The 26,412-nt window shown below is 37.6% G+C and carries 21 protein-coding genes, 1 tRNA gene and 1 rRNA gene; 8 read left to right on the forward strand and 15 right to left on the reverse strand.

Annotated elements, in window-relative coordinates; genetic code table 11:
* Nucleotides 1-9: 9 nt before the first annotated feature.
* Nucleotides 10-121, forward strand: a 5S ribosomal RNA gene (gene rrf, locus H9X96_RS18040).
* 1 nt (nt 122) lies between these two features.
* Here the strand turns inward: rrf and H9X96_RS22945 are convergent.
* From H9X96_RS22945 to H9X96_RS18055, 4 genes are all read right to left on the reverse strand, one after another.
* On the reverse strand, nt 123-407 hold the full coding sequence (locus H9X96_RS22945) for a transposase (protein WP_370576755.1): 285 nt from the start codon (nt 405-407) through the stop codon (nt 123-125).
* 154 nt (nt 408-561) lie between these two features.
* Nucleotides 562-735 carry a hypothetical protein gene (locus H9X96_RS22955; protein WP_255431164.1) on the reverse strand — a complete coding sequence of 58 codons (174 nt, stop codon included), beginning with the start codon at nt 733-735 and terminating at the stop codon, nt 562-564.
* On the reverse strand, nt 719-961 hold the full coding sequence (locus tag H9X96_RS22960; protein ID WP_370576758.1) for a transposase: 243 nt from the start codon (nt 959-961) through the stop codon (nt 719-721). Before H9X96_RS22960 ends, H9X96_RS22955 begins: the two co-directional genes overlap by 17 nt.
* A 1,648-nt stretch (nt 962-2,609) precedes the next feature.
* Nucleotides 2,610-2,683: transfer RNA gene (locus H9X96_RS18055), tRNA-Met, on the reverse strand.
* A gap of 105 nt (nt 2,684-2,788) precedes the next feature.
* Between H9X96_RS18055 and H9X96_RS18060 the strand changes: the two genes are divergently transcribed.
* The 3 genes from H9X96_RS18060 to H9X96_RS18070 all read left to right on the forward strand — a co-directional run bounded on the left by H9X96_RS18060 (nt 2,789) and on the right by H9X96_RS18070 (nt 6,007).
* A complete protein-coding gene (locus tag H9X96_RS18060) occupies nt 2,789-3,169 on the forward strand; it encodes an START-like domain-containing protein (protein ID WP_187667633.1) in 381 nt (126 codons plus the stop codon).
* A gap of 30 nt (nt 3,170-3,199) precedes the next feature.
* Nucleotides 3,200-4,639 carry an LptF/LptG family permease gene (locus tag H9X96_RS18065; protein WP_187667634.1) on the forward strand — a complete coding sequence of 480 codons (1,440 nt, stop codon included), beginning with the start codon at nt 3,200-3,202 and terminating at the stop codon, nt 4,637-4,639.
* Nucleotides 4,640-4,795: 156 nt separating this feature from the next.
* Nucleotides 4,796-6,007 (forward strand): bifunctional 3,4-dihydroxy-2-butanone-4-phosphate synthase/GTP cyclohydrolase II, encoded by a 1,212-nt coding sequence (locus H9X96_RS18070; protein ID WP_187667635.1) that lies wholly within the window; start codon nt 4,796-4,798, stop codon nt 6,005-6,007.
* 4 nt (nt 6,008-6,011) lie between these two features.
* Here the strand turns inward: H9X96_RS18070 and H9X96_RS23130 are convergent, their stop codons facing one another.
* On the reverse strand, nt 6,012-10,388 hold the full coding sequence (locus H9X96_RS23130) for a translocation/assembly module TamB domain-containing protein (protein WP_370576756.1): 4,377 nt from the start codon (nt 10,386-10,388) through the stop codon (nt 6,012-6,014).
* A gap of 119 nt (nt 10,389-10,507) precedes the next feature.
* On the opposite strand from H9X96_RS23130, the gene tsaD reads away from it, so the two are divergent.
* Both tsaD and H9X96_RS18085 read left to right on the forward strand, forming a co-directional pair.
* Nucleotides 10,508-11,509: a tRNA (adenosine(37)-N6)-threonylcarbamoyltransferase complex transferase subunit TsaD gene (tsaD, locus tag H9X96_RS18080; protein ID WP_187667637.1), complete on the forward strand. Its 1,002-nt coding sequence runs from the start codon at nt 10,508-10,510 to the stop codon at nt 11,507-11,509.
* Nucleotides 11,510-11,526: 17 nt separating this feature from the next.
* Entirely contained in the window at nt 11,527-11,709 is a 183-nt protein-coding gene (locus H9X96_RS18085) for a hypothetical protein (RefSeq protein WP_062546925.1), read from the forward strand.
* 102 nt (nt 11,710-11,811) lie between these two features.
* Here the strand turns inward: H9X96_RS18085 and recA are convergent, their stop codons facing one another.
* From recA to H9X96_RS18105, 4 genes are all read right to left on the reverse strand, one after another.
* Nucleotides 11,812-12,834 (reverse strand): recombinase RecA, encoded by a 1,023-nt coding sequence (recA, locus tag H9X96_RS18090; RefSeq protein WP_062546926.1) that lies wholly within the window; start codon nt 12,832-12,834, stop codon nt 11,812-11,814.
* Between the two features lie 131 nt (nt 12,835-12,965).
* Entirely contained in the window at nt 12,966-13,634 is a 669-nt protein-coding gene (nth, locus tag H9X96_RS18095; protein ID WP_187667638.1) for an endonuclease III, read from the reverse strand.
* Nucleotides 13,635-13,779: 145 nt separating this feature from the next.
* Complete coding sequence (locus tag H9X96_RS18100; protein ID WP_187667639.1) at nt 13,780-13,929, reverse strand: hypothetical protein; 150 nt, start codon at nt 13,927-13,929, stop codon at nt 13,780-13,782.
* Nucleotides 13,930-14,216: 287 nt separating this feature from the next.
* A complete protein-coding gene (locus H9X96_RS18105) occupies nt 14,217-14,792 on the reverse strand; it encodes an RNA polymerase sigma factor (RefSeq protein ID WP_187667640.1) in 576 nt (191 codons plus the stop codon).
* Nucleotides 14,793-15,049: 257 nt separating this feature from the next.
* Between H9X96_RS18105 and uvrA the strand changes: the two genes are divergently transcribed.
* Entirely contained in the window at nt 15,050-17,851 is a 2,802-nt protein-coding gene (gene uvrA, locus H9X96_RS18110) for an excinuclease ABC subunit UvrA (RefSeq protein ID WP_187667641.1), read from the forward strand.
* 53 nt (nt 17,852-17,904) lie between these two features.
* A complete protein-coding gene (locus H9X96_RS18115) occupies nt 17,905-18,489 on the forward strand; it encodes a lysine transporter LysE (protein WP_255431165.1) in 585 nt (194 codons plus the stop codon).
* A gap of 77 nt (nt 18,490-18,566) precedes the next feature.
* Here the strand turns inward: H9X96_RS18115 and H9X96_RS22970 are convergent, their stop codons facing one another.
* The 6 genes from H9X96_RS22970 to H9X96_RS18150 form a co-directional block, all read right to left on the reverse strand.
* Complete coding sequence (locus tag H9X96_RS22970) at nt 18,567-19,724, reverse strand: DUF2157 domain-containing protein (protein ID WP_255431166.1); 1,158 nt, start codon at nt 19,722-19,724, stop codon at nt 18,567-18,569.
* Between the two features lie 327 nt (nt 19,725-20,051).
* The gene (locus H9X96_RS18130; protein WP_187667643.1) at nt 20,052-22,277 is read right to left on the reverse strand and encodes a cation:proton antiporter; all 2,226 of its coding nucleotides are present in this window, start codon (nt 22,275-22,277) and stop codon (nt 20,052-20,054) included.
* Nucleotides 22,278-22,758: 481 nt separating this feature from the next.
* Entirely contained in the window at nt 22,759-23,694 is a 936-nt protein-coding gene (locus H9X96_RS18135) for a bifunctional riboflavin kinase/FAD synthetase (RefSeq protein ID WP_187667644.1), read from the reverse strand.
* A 138-nt stretch (nt 23,695-23,832) separates the two neighbouring features.
* Nucleotides 23,833-24,699 carry a YitT family protein gene (locus tag H9X96_RS18140; protein WP_187667645.1) on the reverse strand — a complete coding sequence of 289 codons (867 nt, stop codon included), beginning with the start codon at nt 24,697-24,699 and terminating at the stop codon, nt 23,833-23,835.
* Nucleotides 24,700-24,705: 6 nt separating this feature from the next.
* Nucleotides 24,706-25,458 (reverse strand): tRNA pseudouridine(55) synthase TruB, encoded by a 753-nt coding sequence (gene truB / locus H9X96_RS18145; protein WP_187667646.1) that lies wholly within the window; start codon nt 25,456-25,458, stop codon nt 24,706-24,708.
* A gap of 156 nt (nt 25,459-25,614) precedes the next feature.
* Nucleotides 25,615-26,406 carry an undecaprenyl-diphosphate phosphatase gene (locus H9X96_RS18150; RefSeq protein WP_187667647.1) on the reverse strand — a complete coding sequence of 264 codons (792 nt, stop codon included), beginning with the start codon at nt 26,404-26,406 and terminating at the stop codon, nt 25,615-25,617.
* Nucleotides 26,407-26,412: the final 6 nt, after the last annotated feature.

Below are 26,412 nucleotides of genomic sequence, written 5' to 3' on the forward strand. Positions count from 1 at the left end.
TAAAAATATTTAGGTGCCTATATCGGCGGTGTCTACCTCTTCCCATTCCGAACAGAGAAGTCAAGCCCGCCAGAGCCGATGGTACTGCGGTAACACGTGGGAGAGTAGGTCGGTGCCAAATCTTAAAGTAAGCCTGTAGTGAAAACTACAGGCTTTTCTTGTATATAGCCTTTTTTATGCCTCCAAACATTGGATTTTATTGGAACAATCTCAAAACTTGTTGAGGAATGGTTCTTTTTTTGAATTTCGGCATACAGCTGAGTTAGTCTAAATGGGAAGAATTCAATATTTTTAACACCTCTGAGTTGCGATCTGAATGCCTTTATTTTAGCGTTGAAAGATTCTGCGGAAGCATTAGTTGATCTATTATCAAAGTAGTTCAATATGGTTTTGTATTGATCTTGCAATTGTATTAAAAGTCTTAAAGCCCGCCTGTCTTACTTTTTTATGCCATTTAATTAGATTGGCTAGCGCAAAAACTTTGTCTTTTGTGTTTTCAAATAGGTGACTACGCCCCATACTAAGTCCATAAGCCGTTTTTAGATCTGGAAATATTCCGAATTACAGTTCAGCACGATCCTTTGGGGTATCTGTCCAGGCCGAAAATTTTTTATACAAGACACATCTGCCATGAGCTAGCAATTGCTTGATCGTATCTCCATTGTGTAGTATTTCCGATTGAAATGAACAGCCTGTTTTTAGTGAGCGCTCTATGGCTTCATTTTCTACATCCATAGCCTTCACTTCTATGCTTAATCCGCCTCTCCTGTAATGCCTCAGTAGCTAGTTTCTGTACATGAAACCGATCGGTTACCCTTGTTGTTTTGGGAAAACAACGCTTGTAAATCAGTTCCATATTACCTGTCATATCAAGAGTAACTTCGGTGACTTTTTTTCTTGTACTTTCAGGGATCCTTTGTAGTACTGAAATGACAGTTTCCTCCTTGGTTCCTGCTACAATAGCAACAAAATAGTGCCTTTCTTACCCTTTGCTGCCTTATTAGTAAGAATAATATAAGGTTCACCATGGGACAGCCTGGTTTCATCTATGGAAAGTTGATCACCGAGATTTTCCGGATATAAGAGCTATTTTTTCGCTTGAGATTTCTGGTCCCAGCTTTTAAAGTCATTGAGGTAATCACGTTATTGGCGAAGCAGGTTTTTGGTCTTTCCAACATAAAATGAACTGATAGTGTCAACACTACTGGTGGCTGTATCGATTGAGCTTTTTTAAAAAAGCCGTGAAATCTCCTGTCATTCCCGTTCTCTTTCTACTAAAGTCCAATTCCGATAAACCACCTTACCTGTCTCTGTATTAAGGTACCTTCGTCGTCTGATATGATAAAACACCTTGTGCCCAAGAACAGGGAAATTCTGAATCACAATCTGAGGAAAAAAAATTTTGGATAAAACCTTAATACCATCCCATTCCGATGGAGGAGTATTTATTTCTTCTAATTAGCTTTGAAAGCTCTCACTATCTTCTACAGCTCCCTTGAATTCGAAATTCTCTAGTATAAAATCTGGCAGAAATAATCTGAGCAGTGATGCAGTACCTGATGACATAAGTATAAAATTCAAAACTATATTTTTAACCCTTCTCCACGGGTTTTATGATTGACCCATTTATCCTATCGGCCTTGTTGGAGCTCTGCAACGATTAAATTTGATGCTAATGGACACGATTTTGTTTTCATTGCTAGAACATTTGACATGTTTTAATGGAATAGTAGTTCCACGAGATTGGTAAATTGGTTCAATAGAATTTTTTTATATTGATTATTGTCAAATAACAGGCAGATCTATATGGAACTCATCTTAAATATCAGCCAAAAAAGGACGGCCGGTAAGTATTGGTTGCATTGTTATAAATAACGGAAATTTTAGCGGGGTATGATTATATAGGAAATTCCAGAATTGGAACGAAGATGGGGTATGACAAGCCAGCTGTAGCTATTCAACTATGGGAAGTATATTGAAATCAGTTACAAAGACGATTTCAGCATAAACTTCATCAATAGGACGGTATGGAGTATAAAATGATCTATAAGGGTGTGATGATTGTTGATGCCTAAAAAGCGCTAAATTTATCCGAAACCAACTCAAATAAACGGTTAATGGCATGGTACTTAATCGTAATCAATTATTAGCGTTTTTTTTGCAAGGAGGTTGAACTTATATCATGGTTTTAAAATGTTCCATTAAGATCTGTTTTGTTGATTTAGGTTTAAGGTGAAAAAAAAGAATCAAAATATTTTTAAATAGTACCGAAATTCTGGTAATACTCCCCCCTAATTTCACTCAATATTTTTGTTATTATTGACTTTTTACGGATTAAATGATCAGAAAAAAATTTCATTTTTAACCTAAAGAGCGTACTTGTGTCCTGAAAATGCTTAAATTTTATGTTTTTGGTTTACGTAAATGAAGTGTTTTTTTTTAGGTATTTTAGCTTTATTTAACCATATGATATGCCCCATATCAAGCGTAAAAAAATGTGCTTTTTTGAATAAAAATCTTGGGATATTGAAAAGCGTATTTCCCTAAATAACTGATAACAAACTGGTTTAAACGCAAAAAAGCTCACTTTTCAGTGAGCTTTTTACCAGTAGCGGGGAGCAGGATCGAACTGCCGACCTCAGGGTTATGAATCCTGCGCTCTAACCATCTGAGCTACCCCGCCGGGGATCTTCTTTTCTAAAGAGTTGCAAATATAGAAAAAAATACTTTCCTTTAGAAATAAATAAAAAAAAAATTGTCCATTAGTTCAGAATGTAAGGATCCATCGATGTCAGAAAAGAAAAAGTTTACGTTAGAATACGAATTGAGATCATCCCCACGAATTTTGTTTAGCTTTATTAGCGAGCCAAATGGCTTGTCTCAATGGTTTGCCGACGATGTGATTTTCCGTGACCAGGTTTATACATTTACATGGGATGACGAAATACAGAAAGCGAAGCTTTTAAGTATTAAAGAGAATAAATTGGTGAAATTTAAATGGCTGGATGATGAACCGCATTGTTATTTTGAAATGGAAATCGTTCAAGACGAATTAACGAACGATGTTGCACTTTCTATTACAGACTTTGCCACGGAAGATACACTTGCAGAACGCACATTAATATGGGATAACCAGATAACCTATTTACATAGTGTGCTTGGAGCATAATTTTTCAGTTGCTTTGTTTACCTTTGCATATTGAAAAAGATTCATTTACTTCTGCTCAAAGCATTTATTAGGCCATTTTTCGTCACATTTTTAATTGTGATGTTTATTTTATTGATGTTCTTTTTATTTAAGTACGTCGATGATTTAATTGGAAAGGGTTTTGAATGGTATGTAATTCTGGAACTGATGTACTATGCATCAGCTGCGAATGTTTCCATGGCACTTCCACTTTCGATCCTTTTGTCATCCATAATGACTTTTGGAACGTTAGGTGAGAACTATGAGTTGGTCGCTATAAAATCAGCTGGGGTATCACTTCAAAAGGCAATGATGCCTTTATTGGTATTGATTGTATTTATAGCCATTGGTTCCTTCCTATTTTCAGACGTGATGCTGCCAAAGGCCAATTTGAAATTTGGCTCTCTATTGTGGGATATACGAAACAAGAAACTATCTTTTCTAATTAAGGAGGGTGTATTCAATAATAGTATTCCAGGGTATTCCATTCGGGTAGATAAAAAGGGAGAGGATGGCGTTACGCTGGAAGGGGTGATGATTTATGACCATACGAGTAATAGTGGGATCGCAAAAATCATCATCGCGAAAGAAGGTAAAATGGCTAGCGACGACAAGAATCTCCTTTTAAAGCTAAAAAATGGGGTAAGATATGAAGAGTCCAGTGGTGAAAATACTTCATATAATCCAAGACAACAGTTCACTCGAATGCGATTCAAAGAAACAGATCAAAAATTTGATATATCTAGTTTTAAAATGAACCGTACAGATGAGCAAGGTTTTAGAAATAACACCCAAATGCTCAATCTAAAAGGATTAGTCAAAAAGCAAGATTCTTTAACAAAAGAATTAGATAGCATCAATAAGTTTGCTGGTATGACCATCTCTAGCTACTTTAAACAGAACAACTATGTGAAAGGTTATACTAAGGTCAATGTGGCTGAGAAGAAGGTTACAGGACCTGTATTGAAGGTTTTGCCCGCTGGAGATCGGTTGCGGTCTATTCAATCTGCATTGGATCAGGCTAAAACTATTAAGGAAACTGTTTCAGGTAGACTAGCTGATTATTCGGATAAGGTTCGTAATATTATAAAAGTTGAAATTGAGTATCAAAAGAAATTCACTTTAGCTGTATCATGCTTACTCCTGTTTTTCATTGGTGCCCCGTTGGGTGCAATTATTAGAAAGGGAGGACTAGGTTTACCAGTGGTGATGGCGATAGTATTCTTTTTAATTTATCATATCATCGCTACTGTAGCGGAGAAATCTGCTATAACAGGTACATTAGCTCCATTCTTTGGACCCTGGTTAGCGATTATTATATTGTCTCCAGTAGGGGCATTCCTGACCTATAAAGCAACTGTTGATTCTGCCTTATTTGATATTAATGCGATTAAACAATCGATAACGGGCCTTTTTAAAAAGAAAAAACAGAAATCAAAATCTAAGGTATAACGGCAGCTAACTATAAATTATAATGGCTCATATTCATTACTTATTTATGATATTTTAGCGAAGGATATTGAATAGGAAGGTTGTAACTTTGTACTTAATCTTAATAGTTAAACAAGCAGGCAATCTTAGTGTTTGTACATAGATATATTTCAAAAAATGGAAATCAAACTTAATGCAATAGATGAAGCTATTGCTGAAATACAAGCTGGTAAAGTGGTTATTGTTGTTGATGATGAGGACAGAGAAAATGAAGGAGACTTCCTGACTGCTGCTGCAAATGCAACACCTGAAGTAATTAACTTTATGGCGACCCATGGAAGAGGATTAATATGTGCTGCTTTAACAGAAGAGAGATGTGACGAACTTGGTTTGGAACTCATGGTTGGTAAAAATACAGCGGCTTATGAGACAAATTTCACTGTTTCTGTGGATTTAATCGGCTACGGCTGTACTACGGGTATCTCTGCATCAGATAGATCAAAGACCATACAGGCATTGATCAACCCAAATACAAACCCTGATGAATTAGGTAAACCAGGGCATATTTTTCCTTTGAGATCAAAAGATGGAGGAGTATTAAGGAGGTCAGGTCATACCGAAGCTTCAGTTGATTTAGCAAGACTGGCGGGTATGGAACCAGCTGGTGTTTTAGTTGAAATTATGAAGGAGGATGGTGAGATGGCCAGACTACCCGATCTTGTAAAGATTGCTGCTCAGCATAAACTCAAAATTATTTCAATAAAAGATCTTATTGCTTATAGATTGAGTAAAGAAAGTTTAATTCAAGAAGAGGTAACAGTTAATCTTCCTACTCAATGGGGAGACTTCAAGATGACGGCTTATACGCAATTAGATACCGGTGCAACGCATTTGGCAATAAGTAAAGGAAAGTGGACGGAGGATGAACCTGTTATGGTGAGAGTCCATAGTTCATGTGTTACCGGGGATATTTTTGGCTCTTGTCGCTGTGATTGCGGCCCGCAATTACATAAGGCAATGGAAATGATTGATAAGGAAGGTAAAGGACTTATTGTATACATGAACCAAGAAGGAAGAGGCATTGGGCTAGTTAACAAACTAAGATCGTACAATCTCCAGGATGCTGGATTTGATACTGTAGAAGCTAATATAAAATTAGGTTTTAAAGGAGATGAGAGAGACTATGGAGTTGGTGCGCAGATCCTAAGGGCTCAAGGTATTTCAAAGATGAGGTTGATGTCAAATAATCCTACAAAACGTGCCGGTCTGACTGGATATGGATTAGAAATTTTAGAGAATATTTCTATAGAAATTGAGAGTAATGTACATAATGAGCAATATCTGAGAACCAAACGTGATAAAATGGGACATCAGATTATGAAGGGATAATCGGTTATCTTTTCGGATTGTTTTTTTGCTGTTCATTAAGAATGGCCTCTTTATTAATTAATTGCCTGGTTTTTGGGGTTTCCCCATGCTGGGCTTTTTTCTTTTGATCCCTTTTGTACTGGCCAGTGATCTTTTTCAAGAACTCTCTAAAACTATCAAATTGCTGTGTATAAACCAGCCCCAATGCTGTTACATTGTTATTTTGATTGATACCTGAGGTGGTAAAGATGGTTTGCTGCGTAGGAGGTTTATTGGATAGTTTTCCAACCAGAGTTCCATCTTTCTTAATTAAACCAAGAATCTCCACCTCACCGCCTACATTATTTCTGGAGAATCCATTTAATGACAGGTCATTGGTGCTTCCTCTGTTTACGATACCTGCATTTAAGATCACGCGATCATTAAACAATCTGAAAGAAGCATTTGCTTCGGTTAATGAGCGGACATTAAAATCAACAAAGTCCAGATTCAAAGAAGATAGTACATTATTAAGCTGATTAAATAATAGCTCCGTTGCTGTACTGGTTACTCCACTGGTTAACTGTTTTCCTAAGTCTTCATTTCCTGTTCCTGGGGCAAAACTCCTTCTAATGATTAAGCTAAGTGCTTGTAGATTAAGGTTGTTTGCGTCGTTGAAGTAAGCTTGCATTTCTTCTTTAATGGCCGGATTGGATGGAAAGAAGATATCCAGTTTGATGTCAGGCTTTAATAATAGACCTGATAAGCCCATTTCTACTTCCGTTAATACACGTTCATCCTTATTGTTACCATCTCTATTCGCAGCAGTATATAAGTCTCTTAGACTCGTTCTAAGGGAGTAAATGGCTTTCAATTGGATTTGGGCCATGGTTGGGTTGCCCGTCCATCGGATGGTACCACCTTGTCTTATACTGAATTTTTTATTAATGACTTCCTGAGCAGTAAAATCAAAACTACCATTTTCAATGATGTAGTCTCCTGTCATATCGAAATCACCCTGACTATTGATTTTTAAAGTAAGGTCGGTTGCATTTCCTCGCCCGCTCAGGTTGCCTAAGCTGGTGAATATATTGGCGACACTATTAGGATCTACATCCAGTTTTAAATTCATGGTAAGTCCATCAAAACTGTTTTGTTTTTTCACTATTTTGGTAGTGTCTTTACTTACAAAGGTGATGAAATCCTTACTTGAAACTGTCTCAGAGCTATTCAATGGTAGATTAAAGACAGTTCCTTTCTCTGTTTTTGCATCAATATCGATGTACATACGATTAGTTGGGCCTTTAAAAATGAAAGTTCCTGTACCGTAAGCCTGACCATAATAAACAGGATTGTCTTTTTCTGTAGTATTTAGTGCCATGAAGTTTGTCGCTTTAATAACGGCATCAATGGTAGGATTATCCAGATTATTTAAATCTACAGTACCATTGGCAATGGCCTGATTATTATCTACATCTAATAACTTTAGGTTATGCACTTTAATTACACTATTTTCTATAGTTACCTGATCATTTAGTGTATAAGCAGTTTGCAGATAATTGATCGTCATTTTCCCTTTATCAAATGATACTTCTCCATTGATAGCGGGTTTTTCGAAAGGACCTTTTACGGCAAGATCTGCGGAAATATTTCCTTTTAATTTTGAAACAAGCTTTTTAACAAACGGCTCTAATACGGCCATTTCAGTTTCATCCAGTTTAACATGCAGGTCTATTTCTTTCTTCTCCAGGTCTAGACTTCCTGTTGCTTTTAAGGTTTCTTTATCGCGGCTCATGATACTGGTATAGATATTCGCCACGTTTTCCGCCTGATGAAAAGAAGAGGTATCCGTGAGACGTCCAATATAAGTGTCATTAAAACTAAGGGAATCAATGGTGATATCATCTGAAATTTTCGGAGATTTTAAGACATGATAAAGTTTTGTTTCGCCATTTAATTTTCCGGCGAGTTTGACTCCCAGGGTTTTTACAAATGGATTTAGTGTTTTAAGGTCAAACTGATTAAATCCGACTTGAAGTAAGTCTGTGGGGTCGTTGGACAGAATTCCATCTATGGTTAATAACTGCGGACCGTTACTTAGGTCAAAATTACTAATTTGAGTTTTCCCATCATGGAAGCTGATTCTAACCTTCTCTTGAATTTTCCAATCTTCATTATTTATTTTCAAAATGGAAGGTAAGATAGTGATGCGACCTACAGTGTCTGTCGCAAATTCAACGAGTCCGTTTAAATCCAGTGAATTGGCATCATCTGCATTTGCGAGTTTGACATTGAGACTTAAGCTGTCATTTCTAAGAATATTCGAAATATTCACATTTTTGATATACAAGCTATCGTTAAGGTCAACACGATCCGATGTAATAATGGCCTGTAACTGATTTGTAGAGGTATTTTCATCGACAATGATGTTATTGACTACTATCCCTTTATACTTAAGTTTTTTTACAAACCCATTTATAGTTGCTACATTTTTTTGTGAGTCAAAGTTTCCGAGAAAAACAGCTTGATCCTCTATTTCCAGACCGGGTACCAGGAGCTGAGCAACGGGTTCAAATTTTTTGATTTTAAGGTCAAATTTGAAGATTTGGTCTTTATAATTGACTATATCCGCTTTTAATGATGGAATATATGTTTTTGCAAGCGCTTTATAGTAGGATGGAAGTGTATTTAGGTCGTATTGACCCTTGATACTTGCATCTAAGATATCTGAATTTACAGCTAGGCTTCTGTCTTTACCCATTCCATTGGCGCTCAATTGGATGGAATCAATATGGTATATACCTTTAACATTATTGAGTTGAACGTGTTGTAAAAGCAGATTTCCCTGGATATTATCTAAATTATTCCCCGTAAAATTGGTGCTGAATATCGCATCAATTTGAAGTGAATCTTTATAGAGTTTCAATGCTTTTAGTCTGGCATTTTTAATATTAGCTTTAAAATTAAACTCTGGAAGTTTTCCGTTTAAGTTTACCCCACCGTCAAAAATCATGTTAAGATTTTTGTCATTAACTTTCACACTGCCATCAAAATACTTTTTCTCAAAAGTTCCGTCTATATCAATATTTCTATACCTATAATTGTTAAAATCAATGTAGTCAATTTCTCCATCCAATCGTTCGGTAAGATTTTTGATTTCTGTTCCCCGGCCTTTGACATTTAGCGCTGCAGTAATTTTTCCCAAGCTCTTTTCGTTGATTAGGTCACCGAGGTCAAAATCATAAGTTTTGACATTACCAGAATAGGAAGGAATACCTTGTTTATCGATTTTCATATTGACGTCAGAAACCAGGCGTCCAATTTTTGTTTTAAACTCGCCATAGGCGATAAAATCATTTTGGAAGCCAGTAAAGGAACCATTGAAATTGACGTTACCAAATTTGGAGATAATTTCAGGAATTTTCTTAGTCTTTTTTCCAGTCACACTGGTGAGTAAATCGTCCAAATCCTTTTTATTGGTTCCTGCCATCTCAATTTTAAGGTCCATGAAAGTCTCCTTAAGAACGGGTAAACCTTTAAGTGCAAAATCTCCTTTAATGTGAGTTGCTTTTCCTGCTTTAATCGCTAGATTTTTGGCACGCAGATTTTTCACTAGGCCTGTAATCTGTCCGTCTACATCTAACTCTAAATTCATCTGATCTAGTTCAGAGGTGAAGTAAGATACATCTCGGGAAGCAATATGGCTATCCTTAAAGCTGGCTTTCATTCTAACTTTATTCACATAGTCTCTGAAGTCCCTATATCGGCTAAAGCTCATTTTAAAATAGTCCTTTAACTTGGAATGATTGGTTTCCAGTAACAAACGCTCTAACTCTATTTTATTGGAATCTACTGTAGCGAATGTCGTTAAGTTTTTAAGGTAAAACCCACTTTTTTCCTTAAATGTTAGATTTTTGATGTTTGCCTGAAGAATATGATCTTTAGTGTTTAATTTTTCAAGAATTCCATTCAGGTTACTGAGCTGGATATCTTCAAAATTTACACCTCTCATCACCGTGTCGTACTTATAATTTTTATACCTAAAACCAAAGTTGTTAAGAATCACCCGATCGAAAGTAAGTTTGAAAGGCTTTTTCTTTTTTACACTAGGGGCGCCAGAATCAAAGTAATCTATGATAAAATCTAGATTTGTGGTTCCGTCTTTATAGGTTTTAAGGAAGAATGCGCCGTTATTGAGTTGTACCGTATTGACATCAACAATTCTTTTTTTGAGAGAAAGCTGATTTAAATCAACTAAAAATTTTGGTGTATTTAAGAGGGTATCCTTTTGTTGATCGAGTACCAGTAGGTTTTCTAGAACAAGGGATTTAAAAGGTTTGATGTAAATTCCCGATAGTGATATGGTTGTATTTAACTCTTTAGATAAATAATCAGCTGCTTTTTTTGCGACAAAAGTCTGCACAGGCTTGAATTGAAGCGCGAATAATAGAATCGCAACTAGTAATAACACTGATGCAACAAACCAAAGAAGTATTTTTAATAGTTTTTTAATAGTTTTGTAGCTTAATAATAATAATCATTGTGCCAATAATCCTCGCTATAGAATCTTCTTGTGATGAAACTTCGGTTGCTATTTGTAACAACGGCAAAATTACTGCCAATGTTATTGCAAACCAAACAATTCATGAAAATTATGGTGGTGTCATCCCTGAACTTGCTTCAAGGGTACATCAACAAAATATTGTCCCTGTTATACAGCAAGCTTTAATTGATGCGAATGTAGACAAAAAGCAGCTAAATGCCGTTGCTTTTACCCGTGGGCCTGGCTTATTAGGCTCATTGTTGGTTGGGGTTTCATTTGCAAAATCTTTTGCTTTAGCGTTAGATTTGCCATTAATTTCCGTAAATCACATGCATGCACATATTTTGGCTCATTTTATTGATGATCCAAAACCTGCTTTTCCTTTTATATGTCTGACAGTTTCTGGTGGTCACACTCAGATTGTGTTGGTTAAAGATTATTTTGATATGGAAATTGTGGGAGAGACGCTTGATGATGCAGCTGGAGAAGCGTTTGATAAAACTGCAAAAATTTTGAACCTTCCATATCCTGGTGGACCATTGATTGATCGTCATGCAAAATCAGGAAATCCTTTGGCATTTAAATTTCCAGAACCTCAGATCAAAGATTTAGATTTTAGTTTTAGCGGATTAAAGACCTCGATCTTATATTTCATCCGAAAGCAAGAAAAGGAAAATCCTGACTTTATATCGGAACATTTAGATGATATTTGCGCTTCAGTTCAACATAGTATTGTTCATATTTTGTTGAACAAATTAAAGAAGGCTGCTCAGCAATATGGGATTAAAGAAATTGCGATTGCTGGTGGTGTTTCTGCAAACAGTGGCTTACGAGATGAACTGCAAAAAACGGCGCTGGACTTAGGTTGGAATGTTTATATTCCAGCTTTCGAATATTGCACTGATAATGCGGCAATGATTGCTATTGCTGGTTATCAGAAATACTTAAAAGCGGATTTTGTGGGACAAGATGTTGCGCCTATTTCCAGAATGAATTTTTAATATAAGAACAGCTAATTATGAGTGCTACGAGTTTTATTTTTTTCGGCTTAATGCTGATTCCCTTCATCATTTTTATCATTTGGTTGATAAAACAAGATAAACAGAAAAATTACCTTGGTTTAGCCGTTTTGCTCGCTGCAATTATTGTAGCGATCATTGTAGCCATCTACGTTGATGCAAAATATATGAAACTTCAGTAGTGAATCAAGATCCATTTGATAGATCTAGAAAATAAACACAAAAAAAGGGCGATCAATTATGATCGCCCTTTTTTTGTGTTACGTCTTTAAAGGCGTGTAGTCTTATGCTTGTGCAGGAAGTTCCTCCAGTTTGTCGCCGGTTACTTCTGCTCTGATTTTTGCTTCAATTTCTTCAGATAATTCTGGGTTATCCAATAGTAATTGTTTTACCGCATCTCTTCCCTGACCAAGTTTAGTTTCTCCATAAGAGAACCAAGAACCTGCTTTTTTAATGATATTGAAATCAACACCTAAGTCGATAATTTCACCTACTTTAGAAATACCTTCTCCAAACATAATGTCGAATTCCGCTATCCTGAATGGAGGAGCAACTTTATTTTTTACAATTTTTACTTTTACTCTATTTCCAGAAACCTCATCTGAATCTTTAATCTGAGAAGTTCTACGGATATCCAAACGTACTGAGGCGTAGAATTTTAATGCATTACCACCAGTAGTAGTTTCCGGGTTCCCGAACATCACACCAATTTTTTCACGTAATTGGTTGATGAAGATACAGCAACATCCAGTTTTAGCAATCGTTCCGGTTAGTTTACGTAATGCCTGAGACATTAAACGTGCTTGTAATCCCATTTTAGAATCACCCATTTCACCTTCAATCTCTGCCTTTGGAACCAATGCAGCCACGGAGTCAATTACAATCACATCAATAGCGCCTGATCTGATTAGGTTATCAGCGATCTCTAAAGCCTGTTCACCATTATCTGGTTGAGAGATCAATAGGTTATCTACATCAACGCCTAATTTCTTCGCATAATTTTTATCAAATGCATGTTCTGCATCGATAAAAGCAGCAATTCCACCTTTTTTCTGCGCTTCTGCAATAATATGCGTTGCTAAAGTTGTTTTACCAGACGATTCAGGACCGTATATTTCTATTACTCTTCCTTTTGGAACACCACCAATGCCTAAAGCAATGTCTAAACTGATCGATCCTGTGGAAATAGATTCAATAGGCTCTACAGCATTGTCGCCTAATTTCATTACGGTACCCTTACCATAAGACTTCTCTAACTTATCTAAAGTAAGTTGTAATGCTTTTAATTTGTCTGCGTTTACGCTCATATTGTTAAATTCTGGGAGTAAGATAAAATATTACCGTTGGAAGAACAAATAACCTTACTTACATGCTAATTATCTTAGCAAAGATAACGATTGTTTAATCTAATGCAAGAAATAAAATTATTATTATTTGATCAAGCCTCTGTGTCGCTAATTAATTTAGTTTTTTTATTATTTTGTTGAAAATATTTACAAATATTTGTGATTTCACAAATGCTGCATTTAGGTGATCTGGCCAGACAAACATACCTTCCATGTAGAATTAACCAATGGTGAGCCACATGAATGGTGTGTTCAGGTAGGTTCTTTACCAGATTCTTTTCTACGGCGAGCGGCGTTTTTCCTGTAGAAAGGCCTATTCTCCTGGAAACTCTATAAACATGGGTATCTACAGCCATCGCAGGCGCATTATAAATGACAGATGCGATCACGTTTGCAGTTTTCCGACCTACACCCGGCATTTTTTGTAATTGATCAATAGCAGATGGAACCACATTATTAAAATCATTTAGTAACATTTGGGCCATTCCTACCAGATGCTTTGCTTTATTATTCGGATAACTCACACTTCTGATGTAATCAAACACAATATCTGGTGTGACCTCAGATAAGGCTTTTGCATTTGGAAAACGTTGAAAAAGTGCAGGTGTTACCTGATTGATTCGTTTATCTGTGCATTGAGCAGAAAGAATTACAGCTACTAATAATTGGTATGGATTATTGTAATGTAGTTCCGTTTCAGCATTTGGCTGTTTGGTTGCAAAGTGTTCGACAAAAAGTTTGTACCGGTCTTTTTTGAGCATTCGCAAATATAATGAGAAGAACTTAGGAAGGATTCATAAATCCCCAGGAAAAAGTAGCAGACTATAAAATTGGCTTAAGTAAGTCCTAAAGCCTTTAAAATGAAAAAGCTGCCAGATTTAGTGGCAGCTTCAGTTCGTTTCTAAATTACTTGGCTCTGGAGTAGGCTAAAATTTTCGCGATGGTTTCATCAGAAGGACTTTTCCTTAAGCCATCCAGTTGAGGCCTAATTTGGTCATAGAACATCATGTCGAGTTCTATAACTGCATCTGCAGCAGGTTTTTCTTGCTTTTGCAATGAGCAATTTAACGTGTTAAAAAAAGTAAAAGTTTCCATCATAAGCAACAATATATGTTCGTTCACTAATATAAACGTTATTGTGATATATTTATTTTAACCTAAACTAAATTTTATGTAACTAGTTTGTTGCATCTTTTCCGGTCAATAGCTCCGCTTTTTGAGAAGGGGAGCATTGCTGATCTAAAGCGCGAGTTTCAGTCCTTTTGCGCAGTGTTATCAAAGATGATCAAATCATCTTAAACGATCTGTAATATGGATCATCCCTTTTTCTCCTTTTAAAAAGATCAGGAAATTTCTTTCACTTTCATCATTTTTCTAAGATTACTCAGGGCATAGCGCATCCTTCCTAAAGCGGTATTGATACTCACATCTGTAAGTTCTGCAATGTCTTTAAAACTTAGATCGGCATAATGGCGCATAATGAGTACTTCTTTCTGATCATCCGGCAATAAATGAATCATTGCACGCAGGTCAAAATGTGTTTGTTCTCTCAGCATTTTTTCTTCTGCACTTTCTTCATGGATCTGAAGCAAGTTAAAGATATCTGTACCATCGGCACTGGTAATTACTGGTGCACGTTTTTCACGTCTAAAATAATCGATCACGAGATTATGTGCAATTCTCATCACCCATGGTAAAAATTTACCTTCTTCATTGTAACGACCAGATCTGAGTGTATTGATCACCTTTATAAAAGCATCCTGAAAAATATCCTCGGCGAGGTATTGATCTTTTACTAAAAGATAGATGGAGGTGTATATTTTCGACTTGTGTCTTTTGAGAAGTTCTTCTAAAACTGATTCTTCACCGGTAAGATATGACTTCACCAAGTCCTGATCACTATATAATTCTAATTTCATAGGAGTATCCGTACTAATAAGTTCCCTGCTAATTGCTATAAAATACGTAGTAGATGTTTTAATCGATATCTTTCTCCTGTTAGTTAGTGGTTTAGTTTGTCTGTTAGTTCCCCAAAAGAACCAATTTTTTATTAGAATCCAATAGAAAAACTGTTAAAAAAAATTAAAACCGGATCGAAGGCCTTATTTTTGCATCATCTCAAAAATGGCAATATTGCTTTTTTTGGGTTATCTTAGCACTATTCTATCCATATTCAATGAATAACGAAATCGATAAAGATCCACATCAACATATAATCATAAAGGGTGCCAGAGTCCATAATCTGAAGAATATAGACGTAGCCATCCCTAAAAATAAACTGGTGGTGATCACCGGAATGTCGGGTTCAGGGAAATCATCCCTGGCTTTTGATACGCTATATGCCGAAGGTCAAAGACGTTATGTAGAAAGTCTTTCTTCTTATGCCCGTCAATTTATGGGTAGAATGAACAAGCCGGATGTAGATTACATTAAAGGTATAGCACCGGCAATTGCGATTGAGCAAAAGGTGATCACTTCAAATCCGAGGTCTACAGTAGGCACTTCTACAGAAATTTACGACTATCTGAAATTATTATTTTCCAGAATAGGCAAAACCTTTTCACCGGTATCGGGAGAAATCGTAAAAAAAGATACGGTAAGCACAGTGGTTGATTTTATCTCTGGTTTAGAGCCTGAAAGTGTCGTTACGATTTTCTGCCCATTGTTTCCGCACAACAATAGGTCTATTAAAGAAGAGCTGGCGGTATTACTGCAAAAAGGTTTTCTTAGAATTTTTTATAAAGGAGAAATTTTGAAAATAGAAGGTATTCTTGAGGATACTTCATTTGAAGATTTTGAACTGTCGGATGCCGATACGGTGAGAATTCTAATCGACAGGATTGTAGTGAATACAGAGGAAGAAACGTTAAGCCGTGTGGCGGATTCTGTGCAAACAGGCTTTTTCGAAGGAAAAGGTGATTTATATGTAGAACATGATGGGAAATCCAATCATTTCTGTGATCGTTTTGAATTGGACGGCATTCGTTTCGATGAGCCTAGCCCTAATTTCTTCAGTTTCAACAATCCTTATGGCGCTTGTAAAAAATGCGAAGGTTACGGAAATGTAATTGGAATTGATGAAGATCTTGTGATTCCTGATAAGAGTAAAAGCTTATATGATAGTGCAATCGCCCCATGGCGAGGAGAAAAAATGCGCGAATGGCTGAATAAGCTCATCAAGAACGCAGATAAATTTAACTTCCCTATTCACCGTCCTTTTAATGAACTTACTGAACAACAGCAAAGGTTAATCTGGACGGGAAACAAATATTTCGCTGGATTGGATGCCTTTTTTAAAGAACTGGAAGAGCAGACCTTTAAAATTCAATACCGGGTGATGCTCTCCCGATATCGTGGAAAAACGGTTTGTCCGGACTGTAAAGGATCAAGATTGCGTAAAGATGCGTCCTATGTGAAGATCAACGGTAAGTCAATTATTGATGTAGTTTTGATGCCTTTGGAAACTATCCTTGAGTTTTTCAATCATTTGAAACTATCTGATAATGATACCAAGATTGCAAAGCGACTATTGGCAGAGATCAGCAGCCGTATCTTGTTCCTAAATAACGTAGGATTAGGCTATCTAACCTTAAATCGCTTATCTAACACCTTATCAGGTGGTGAGTCGCAAAGAATTAACCTGGCCACCTCTTTAGGAAGTAGCTTGGTTGGTTCTATTTATGTTTTGGATGAGCCAAGTATCGGTTTACACCCAAGAGATACCCATAAACTGATCGAAGTGCTCATCTCCTTGAGAAATGTTGGAAACACTGTTTTGGTGGTTGAGCATGAAGAAGAAATGATGAAAGCTGCAGACCATATTATAGATATAGGTCCTGAAGCAGGAACTCATGGTGGTCATTTGGTATTCAGCGGGACTTATAACGAAATTATAAAAGATAAAAACAGCCTTACCGGACGTTACCTTTCCGGAGCTGAAAAGATTGCAATTCCTACAATGAGAAGAGCATGGAAAGACCATGTGCTGATTAAAGGTGCTAGGGAAAATAACCTAAAAAACATTGATGTGAAATTTCCTTTAGGTGTTTTCACAGTAGTGAGTGGTGTTTCTGGAAGTGGGAAAACCAGTTTAATCAAAAAGATCTTATATCCTGCTTTACAAAAGGCGATAGGCAATTATGCTGGAGAGCAAACCGGTTCATATGATGGGATTTACGGGGATTATGAATTGGTGAGTCAGGTAGAAATGGTAGATCAGAATCCAATTGGAAGGTCGTCCAGATCCAATCCTGTAACCTATGTAAAGGCTTGGGATGATGTGAGGGCATTGTTTTCAGCTTTGCCTGCTTCGAAAGCTGCTGGATTAAAGCCTGCTGCATTCTCTTTCAACGTAGAAGGTGGACGCTGTGATGTTTGTCAGGGAGAGGGAGAAGTGAAAATTGAAATGCAATTCATGGCCGACATTTATCTTCCTTGCGAAGCTTGTGGAGGAAGAAGATTTAAACAACAGGTACTCGACATTACTTATAATGAGAAAAATGTAGCGGATATTTTGGATATGACCATTGATGAAGCCGTTGCATTTTTCAAAGGAGAACCAAAAATATTAACAAAGCTACAGCCCTTGGTAGAGGTAGGATTAGGCTATGTGCATCTTGGACAGTCTTCAAACACCTTATCTGGTGGAGAAGCACAGCGGATCAAACTTGCTTCTTTTTTGATCAAAGGGAACAATGCCAACAAGACCCTATTCATCTTTGATGAACCAACAACTGGTTTGCATTTCCACGATATTAAGAAACTGCTGATCGCTTTGAATACTTTGATTGAACAAGGGAATACCATCCTGGTGATAGAGCACAATATGGACATGATTAAATCGGCAGATTGGATCATTGACATTGGTCCGGAAGGTGGTGATAAAGGAGGTGATGTTGTTTTTGAAGGTACGCCAGAGGATTTGGTATCCGCTAATTCATCATATACTGCGAAGTATTTATCAGCACACATGAAATAATTGTATCTTCGCGCATGCTATTTTTAACACTCTTTTTAGGGATAATCTTGAACATGGTTGGATACATTCCTCCGGGAAATATCAACCTTACAGTAGTTCAGATTACGATTACCCGAGGAATCAGACAGGCACTTTATTTTATTGGCGCCTTTTCTGCAATAGAGATTCTGTTCACTTTTGGGGTGATGAGATTTGTACAATGGCTTTCCAGTGAGATTCAACTGGGCAGTATGATTGATGTGGTGATGGTCTTTATGTTTGGAATTCTGGGGCTGATCACCTGGAGATCAAGAAAAGAAATGCCGAAGGCCGATTATTCAAAAAAAGACAGTATTAAATATGGAATGCTGCTTGGGGTGGTAAATCCTATGCAAATTCCTTATTGGTTATTTGTTGGAACTTACCTGATCTCTAAAGAGTGGATCGACATTGGTTATCTTTCTTTAACGGTTTTTAGTATAGGATCAGGCATCGGTGCTGCTTTAGCATTATATGGTTTTGCGCGTTTTGCACAGTATATACAAGAGAAATTCACGTTAAGCAGTTATGTGGTCAACAAAGGTATTGCCTTGCTGTTTTTTGCATTATCTGCTTATCACATTGTGAAAATCATCTATATCTACGGCTTCAAAAAATAGAAATGAACTTTTCATTTGAAGCCAATAAGTATGCTTCAAATATTAACTATTGGTTTTAGGGGGCACATTCAGCTTCTTCACTGCTTAAGAAATTCGAGGTTCCATATCTTTTCTGCTTTTCTTCCGATGATCCAGAAGGAGGCTGCAAGCACACAAAAGAAAAGTGCTTTATGCCAGCTGTCCCAGAAATATTCGAAATATCGGGTATAAAGATTGATGAAAAGAAAAGTAATACCGAATTCCCTTGCAATGTCATCTCTGTATTTTAAGCCGATAAATATGCTAATGACACAGGCTGCAGCAGAAACTATCGCCCAATAGAATAAGCTCAGCTGTTTTACGCCATACCATTCCTCTAATGTTCCGAAATTTCCAAATACAGAAAGCAGCCATAATGAGAAGAAAAGATACATCATGCCTATAATGTAAGTGATCTGGAAAAAGTGGCCCAGACTTCTATCAGAAGTGATGATTGCTGCTGATTCTTTTATAGGCTCAGGTGCTGTAGTGCTTTCTGATGAGCTGGTTTCTGAAAGTGTTCTTCTGCGGAATAAAGAAAAGCTTTTGACTGGTCTGGAAGAACCTTTCATTAGGAAAGAAGATGCGGTGAGCACTAAGCCAAAACATACAAAACGTAAGGGATAGTTCATGCCTATAAAGTACCAGTTTCCTCTGGATAGGTAACCGCTTTCTGTCCCAAACCAGGCGCCAAGAGAAATCAACGCAAATGCCCAAATCAGTCTGGATTGAAAAACATAAGCGAGAATACCATAGATGGCTAGGGCAATAAGGAGTAGTAATGAAAAATGTGTGCCGCCGGCATGAATCGCCTTTCCTAAATAAGCGATGGCGTTGGCGGTGAGCATCACGGCAGTAAAGACCAATGCTTCATTGCTAAATACTTCCTGCGACTTCGTTTTTTTTCTTTTGAAACTAAGGTAATACAAATAGCCTGCAGCAATTGCAGAAAGCAAACTGATCACACCATCAGAAGTCTGATACAAGCTTTCCAGATATTTGAGCACTTTATTGTCTACCAATAATGCGCCAAGGGAAATGACCCCACAAGCCATTGCAATCCAAAACGAATATTGAGCCAACCTTCTCCAGTCAAAATGTTTGGTTTCGTAGCTGCTGCGCAGCTTTTCTACATCTGCGGAACTCAATAGTTTTTGTTCCTGCCAATGTTCCAGCATCTCCTCTAAAAATTCACTTTTTTCAGCGTCTATTTTCATTCAAATGTAGTTGTGATTTTTAAAAGCATAGTCCTAAATTAAGCTTATATATGATTTATCGTCTCATGATCTCTATTAATTCCTTTTTTAAGGAAAACTACTTTATTCGCATCATTATGCGTTAAAATATAAACACCGTAATCCAGGCATAGGTTTTTTGATTCATCGAATAAGTAGAAAGTTTAAGGCAAACCTCTTTATCAACCCATTTTTTTCTATAGCCGACAAATAAAAGGCCCCCAAAATTATTCGACTTTTGGGGGCTGGGCAATCTAAATTTTGAGGCTATTCATGCGGAGAATTTGGCACCGAAGATAGATTTAAGGTTTAACTGAAAAGTTCAGGTACTTTCCTGCTGTTACCAACAATCCATACAATATCTTCATTATCGAAGACCAAATTAGAATCCGGATTTAATATCCTTTCTCCTTTTCGTTCTACGCCGACAACCAATCCCTGTGTTTTTTCTCGGATTCCGGAACTGCGGATACTCTGGCCATAAACCGGAGAACTGCTGTTAATCACAATTTTTTGTAGTGTCATATCTTTTTTAGGGAAATGTGATTCTTCCAGCAGCTCTTCTTTTGCGCCTTCAAACATTGGCTTGATGGCAGCCAGCTGATCATCTGTACCGATCACCAATACCTTGTCATTCGGGTACAATCTTTCGTCTCTTCCTGGCGTTGGAATCATGATTTTTCCACGCTCAATCAAGGCAATATTGATCCCGTATTTTTCCCTTATTGACAATTCGATCAATGTTTTTCCGACCAATTCTGATTCTGGAGCGACCACTAATTCGGCAAGGTGGGTATCCCAAGGCAAAATCTCTGGTTGTTCATTTTGCTTTTCACGGGCATTCAGATTCAATAGGAATCTGCTTTCCATCTTATTATAGAATCCCTGGAGTTTTCTGGAGAAAATAAACATTCCCAGAATAATTAGTGCAATGGCCACCACTACAGCAATCCAATTGCTATAGAATTGATAAATCAGGAAGCCAACGAAGAACAGCGCCAATGAAATTCTCAGTACCTCTAAAGCCACCAGTGGACCACGAGTATATTTTTTATTCAGCCATAAATGAGAGTAGGCTTTTTTCTCTATTTTTCTAATCGCCAATGCCCACAAGAAAGGCGTCATGAGGATCAATGTCAGGATTAAGCTGATGATAATTCCATTATGACCGTTGATGATGTTTTTTGTAATAAAAGGCTGTAGGTATTTTGAACCCAGAAAAACGATGGCAATAATGATTACCGAGTGAATAATCGTATTAAAAGTATAAGATTTCAAGAGGACTTTCCAGTCGCTCATTGTGGTAATACCAGCGGTACTTGAGCTATATCTATTGATGGCTTCCACCCATCTTTTAGGTAGTGTACGTTCAAGGAAATTGTAAAAAGGTTCAGAAGCCTGAATTAAATAAGGCGTGGTAAAAGTAGTGATTGCAGATACTGCTACCGCGATAGGGTATAGGAAATCACTGGTCACTTTTAGTGTTAAACCCAGCGTGGCGATAATAAATGAAAACTCTCCGATTTGTGCTAAACTTAAACCTGTTTGTACAGAAGTTTTTAAAGGCTGACCGGAAAGTAAGGCGCCCATGCCTGAACTCAGGAACTTTCCTAAGATCGTAGCGATGGTAATCACAAAAATTGGTACTGCATAATCGATCAGGATACTTGGATCGATCATCATCCCTACGGATACGAAAAATATCGCTGCAAAAAGATCTTTTACAGACTTCGTCAGGTGTTCTATACGTTCTGCCTGCGTTGTTTCTGCCAGGATGGAACCCATGATAAAGGCACCAAGGGCAGGAGAGAAACCCACTTTAACGGCCAGTAATACCATTAATAAACACAAAGCAATAGAGACAATCAGCATCGTCTCATCATTCATTAATTTCTTTGTTGCTTTTAGGAAAGTAGGTACTAAGAAAATACCCCCAATGAACCATAAAATCAGGAAGAAACTAAGTTTTAGAATAGAGATCAGCATGTCTGCACCTGCAAACTGCTGACTCACGGCTAGGGTAGATAGCAATACTAATAATAAAATAGCCACTAAGTCTTCTACAATCAGTACCCCGAAAACCAGTCCGGCGAACTTCTTATGTTTTACGCCAAGCTCTTCAAATGCACGTATAATGATCGTTGTAGAAGAGACAGAAAGAATACCTCCGAGAAAGATACTGTCCATCGTAGACCAGCCCATGACCTTACCAGCGGCAAAACCAATCAAGAGCATAAATACGACTTCCACAATTGCCGTAATGGAAGCGGAACCACCCACTTTGACCAGCTTTTTGAAACTGAACTCCAGTCCTAAGCTAAAAAGTAAGAAGATCACCCCGATTTCTGCCCAGATTGTGATGCTGGCATTGTCGGTAACGGTAGGAATAAAATTGATATGTGGGCCAACCAGAAGTCCGGCAAGAATGTATCCCAACACCAGTGGCTGTTTTATTTTTTTAAATAATAGGGTAGTGATCGCAGCTGCGGCAAGTATTAAACCTAAGTCGGTGATTAATACGGGTAAATGTATCATAGAAAATGTGTTTTTTTAAAGTTATAAAATAATATCGATGGGATTTCGACAATATTTAGCTACCAAAAAACATGTTTAGGATATAGAAAATTGAAAATATATGCATATCCAAAATTCTGAAATACGTGATACGTTCTGTTAACAACCAGTGGAATATATAAAGTTTTATCTGTATTCCTTAGAAAGAACCAGGGCGTGTAGGATTGTTTTTGTGTCGGATGACTGATATAGGAAATGCCCTCAAAAAAGACCTTCTTTAAAGAAGTACGTGCTTTAGAAAGTGGATTGAAATAGTGTTTTTTTGTGCTGAAATTTGATTTGCTCACATAAGGGTTCACCTGATGGACACCTTTTCCTTGTGCAGTTTGCAAGGAAATTACCTGGCTGAAAAAGAAAAATATAGCAGATAATAAAAACCTCATTGCCGTAAATATAGCAAAAAAAAGCCTTTTTTTCGAGTAAAAAGGCTTTTAAATGCGGATTACTTCGTTTTTTCAAAATAAGCTAAGGTGTCTAGTTTATCCTGATGAAGCTGAATTTTAAGCGTTTCTAATCCTGTAAATTTCACATCATGACGTAAAAACTCCAGGAAAGTCATCGTGATATATTGACCATAGATCTCTTTATTGAAATCAAAAATGTTGACTTCAATATTTCTGGTCATGCCGTTAATAGTTGGGCGCTGGCCGATATAGGCCATTCCTTTATAAGATTCGCTGCCCATATCAATGGTAACCGCGTAAATCCCGTCGGAAGGGATCAGTTTATAAGTTTCTTCGAGAAAGATATTGGCTGTTGGAAAACCAATCGTCCTGCCGATTTTATCGCCTTTAATTACCCGGCCATGGATAGAAAAATTATAGCCTAAATAATTTGCAGCCAAGGCCACTTCACCATTCAGCAATGCTTTTCTGATTTTCGTAGAGCTTACCCCTACATCATCCACATCCTGTTCCGCGATTTCTTCAATTTTATAGTCGAATTGCTTGGATAACATTTCAAGCTCCTGCAAACCACCTTTGCGGTCTTTCCCAAAGCGATGGTCGTAACCTACAATCAGCTGTTTAATGCCTATTGTATCTACTAAAATGTTTTTAATGTAGTCCGCAGGACTAAGGTTGGAAAAATCCCTGGTAAAAGGAGTGATGATCAAATGATCAACGCCCAATTCCGAAAGTATCTTTATTTTCTCCTCTATCGTGTTGATGAGTTTCAAATCCTGATTTTCAGGATCGATGATCATTCTTGGATGCGGGAAAAAGGTTAGGATTACACTCTCGCCACCAGTAGATTTTGCCAGTTCACAAAGTCTTTTGATGATTTTCTGATGTCCATAATGGACTCCGTCGAAAGTTCCTATCGTGGCAACGGCGTTATCTAATTTTCTAAACTCAGAAAGATGGTGGTATGTTTTCATCAGCTTGTTTTATGATTGTTGTTTTTGCTGCAAGTTTAATTGATGGTTCTGGTTTACTATGGTATTTTCTTTAATAAAGAGGCGTCATCTTTTTGAAGGTGCCTTTTTGAGTCTATTTCGGGTATGGCCGTAGGTGAGTTAATGTAAAGACTGGCGTTTCAATACTACTCCACCCTTAATGTCTGCAATCTGCTGCTGGACTACAAAAGCATCCGGATCTATGTTCCTGATTTCTGTTTGCAGTTTTCCCATTTCCAGTTTCGTCAGCACTGTATATAAAATGTCTATTTCTTTTTTTTCGCCATAACCGCCTTCGCCTTTGTAAATGGTAACGCCGCGTTTCATGGTTTCAATAATGTATTCTTTAATTTCATCACTCTTATCAGAAATGATGGTGACGCCCGTATATTGCTCCAGGCCATTTACTACAAAGTCAATGGTATTGGTGGCTGATAGGTATGTTAAAATCGCATACATGGCCGTTTCCATACCCAGGAATATCGCGGCAAAGGAAAATATGATGATGTTTAAGATCAGGATGATATTTCCTACGGTGAGCATGCTGTTTCTACTGATGTACAAGGCTAGCACCTCTGTGCCATCAATCACGCAGCCACCTCGCATGGCCATCCCGATTCCTCCTCCAAGAAAGAAACCACCAAAAAAGGCGATCAGCAATGGAACATGGGTAACCGGTTGGAAAGGCAGTACTACCAGGAAAATTGCCAGTGCGGTAATCGCCAGTGCAGTTTTTAAGGCAAATACTTTTCCGATCTGCTTGTAACCTAGAAGAATAAAAGGAACATTGATCAGTACAATCAGATAGGAGAGTTTCCAACCGGTTAGCGTACTGATCAAAAGAGAAATACCTGTAACCCCACCATCAATGAAATCATTGGGGATCAAAAAACTTTTCAAGCCAAAACAAGCAGACACTACGCCACAAGTAATCAGTAAGAAATCTTTTAAGGACCTTGCATTTTTACTTTTAAAGTGGCTTTGCATCACATATTAGATTTGTGGCGCTACTGGAGCGGCCGGTAATTCTTTTTTACTACGTAAGTGAGCTACTAAATCTGCCACTTCGTATGCGTTTTCTAAAGAGAAGTTTCCGCTGCGTGTACGTGTTAGGGCAGATAAATAAGCACCATTGTTTAAGTGTTTTCCAAAATCGGAGATCAGCGACCTGATATAGGTTCCCTTACTGCAAACAATCCTAAAGTCAACTTCCGGAAGTGCAATCCGCGTAATTTCAAATTCAGAAACCGTCACAAAACGCAAACGAAGTTCTGTTTCTTCACCGCGACGTGCTTTTACGTATAGGCGCTCACCATTTACTTTTACGGCAGAATGTGCCGGTGGGTATTGCTGAATATCACCTGTAAAAGGTGCAGTAGCGGCACAAATTGCCGCTTCAGTTAAGCTCTCTATCGGGTATTCCTGATCTACAACTGTCTCCATATCGAAAGACGGAGTAGAAGCACCCAGGATCATGGTCCCTGTGTACTCTTTATCTTCAGCTTGAAAAGTATCAATTTGCTTGGTTAATTTTCCGGTGCAAAGGATTAGTAATCCTGTAGCCAGAGGATCCAATGTACCTGCATGACCCACTTTCACTTTTAAAGGTTTTAGCGAGTTTCTAATTTTTCCAACTACATCAAAGCTGGTCCACTGATAAGGTTTGTTGATCAGTAACAACTCACCTTCAGCAAAATTAAAGTCTGGAAAGGTCTTCGTATTTAAGTTATTTTCACTCTCTGTCATTGCAATACACGCTATTTTTTAATACGTTTTCTTTGTAATAATTTGTTCGGTTGGTCAAGATCTTCGAATGAGAAGAAGCTGGTCAACCTGCTTTGTCTTGGTCTTTTGTTCGACACAAGGTGTTTTCAAATGAAAAACCTGTTTATCAAACACGGATTAAATTGCCAGGTCAATGCCCGAGAAATAAAGCGCGAGAATAACCACTCCAATAATAATCCTGTAATAACCAAAAATGCGGAATCCGTGTTTTGATAAAAATCCAATGAATGATTTTATCGCAATGATCGCTACAATAAAAGCAATTACGTTACCAAAAAGCAAAAGCTTGATGTTTTCCCCATTTAACAAATGAGCACCTTTTAAAAGCTTATAACCTGTGGCTGCGCACATGGTAGGAACGGCTAAAAAGAAGGAGAATTCTGCAGCTGCATGTCTGGTTAATCTCTGCTGCATACCACCGATAATAGTGGCTGCACTTCTGCTTAATCCTGGAAAGACGACTGCCAATACCTGGAAACAACCAATTTTAAAGGCAGACATATTCGTGATGTCAGCTTCATGATCAATCTCCGGATTTTTAAACATTTTATCGATAAAGAGCAGCACGATACCACCTAACAACAAGATCACCGCGATAAAGATCGGGCTTCCCAGTTTATCATCAATAAAATCATTCAATAAATAGCCAAAACCTAAGGCAGGGATGACAGCGATCAGGAGTTTCACATAAAACTGCCATTTGCTGAAGTCAAAAAACTTCTTCCAATACAGCACTACAACGGCTAAAATTGCACCCAGCTGTATCGCAACTTCAAATAGTTTCACAAATTCATCATGTCCAATTCCCATTACTGCACTGGCAATCACCATGTGGCCGGTAGAAGAAACTGGCAAAAACTCCGTTAAGCCCTCTATAATAGCGAGGATAAGGGCCTGTAAATAGTTCATAGAGGC

It is taken from the genome of Pedobacter sp. N36a (genome assembly GCF_014472395.1).
Taxonomy (GTDB): Bacteria; Bacteroidota; Bacteroidia; order Sphingobacteriales; family Sphingobacteriaceae; genus Pedobacter.

Bases quoted from the DNA above. Each gene is read 5' to 3' on its own strand.
- H9X96_RS22955 (WP_255431164.1), bottom strand. From the start codon at position 735: ATGGATGTAGAAAATGAAGCCATAGAGCGCTCACTAAAAACAGGCTGT.
- H9X96_RS18060 (WP_187667633.1), top strand. From the start codon at position 2,789: ATGTCAGAAAAGAAAAAGTTTACGTTAGAATACGAATTGAGATCATCC.
- H9X96_RS18070 (WP_187667635.1), top strand. From the start codon at position 4,796: ATGGAAATCAAACTTAATGCAATAGATGAAGCTATTGCTGAAATACAA.
- H9X96_RS18085 (WP_062546925.1), top strand. From the start codon at position 11,527: ATGAGTGCTACGAGTTTTATTTTTTTCGGCTTAATGCTGATTCCCTTC.
- recA (WP_062546926.1), bottom strand. From the start codon at position 12,834: ATGAGCGTAAACGCAGACAAATTAAAAGCATTACAACTTACTTTAGAT.
- nth (WP_187667638.1), bottom strand. From the start codon at position 13,634: ATGCTCAAAAAAGACCGGTACAAACTTTTTGTCGAACACTTTGCAACC.
- H9X96_RS18105 (WP_187667640.1), bottom strand. From the start codon at position 14,792: ATGAAATTAGAATTATATAGTGATCAGGACTTGGTGAAGTCATATCTT.
- uvrA (WP_187667641.1), top strand. From the start codon at position 15,050: ATGAATAACGAAATCGATAAAGATCCACATCAACATATAATCATAAAG.
- H9X96_RS18115 (WP_255431165.1), top strand. From the start codon at position 17,905: ATGGTTGGATACATTCCTCCGGGAAATATCAACCTTACAGTAGTTCAG.
- H9X96_RS22970 (WP_255431166.1), bottom strand. From the start codon at position 19,724: ATGAAAATAGACGCTGAAAAAAGTGAATTTTTAGAGGAGATGCTGGAA.
- H9X96_RS18130 (WP_187667643.1), bottom strand. From the start codon at position 22,277: ATGATACATTTACCCGTATTAATCACCGACTTAGGTTTAATACTTGCC.
- H9X96_RS18135 (WP_187667644.1), bottom strand. From the start codon at position 23,694: ATGAAAACATACCACCATCTTTCTGAGTTTAGAAAATTAGATAACGCC.
- H9X96_RS18140 (WP_187667645.1), bottom strand. From the start codon at position 24,699: ATGCAAAGCCACTTTAAAAGTAAAAATGCAAGGTCCTTAAAAGATTTC.
- truB (WP_187667646.1), bottom strand. From the start codon at position 25,458: ATGACAGAGAGTGAAAATAACTTAAATACGAAGACCTTTCCAGACTTT.
- H9X96_RS18150 (WP_187667647.1), bottom strand. From the start codon at position 26,406: ATGAACTATTTACAGGCCCTTATCCTCGCTATTATAGAGGGCTTAACG.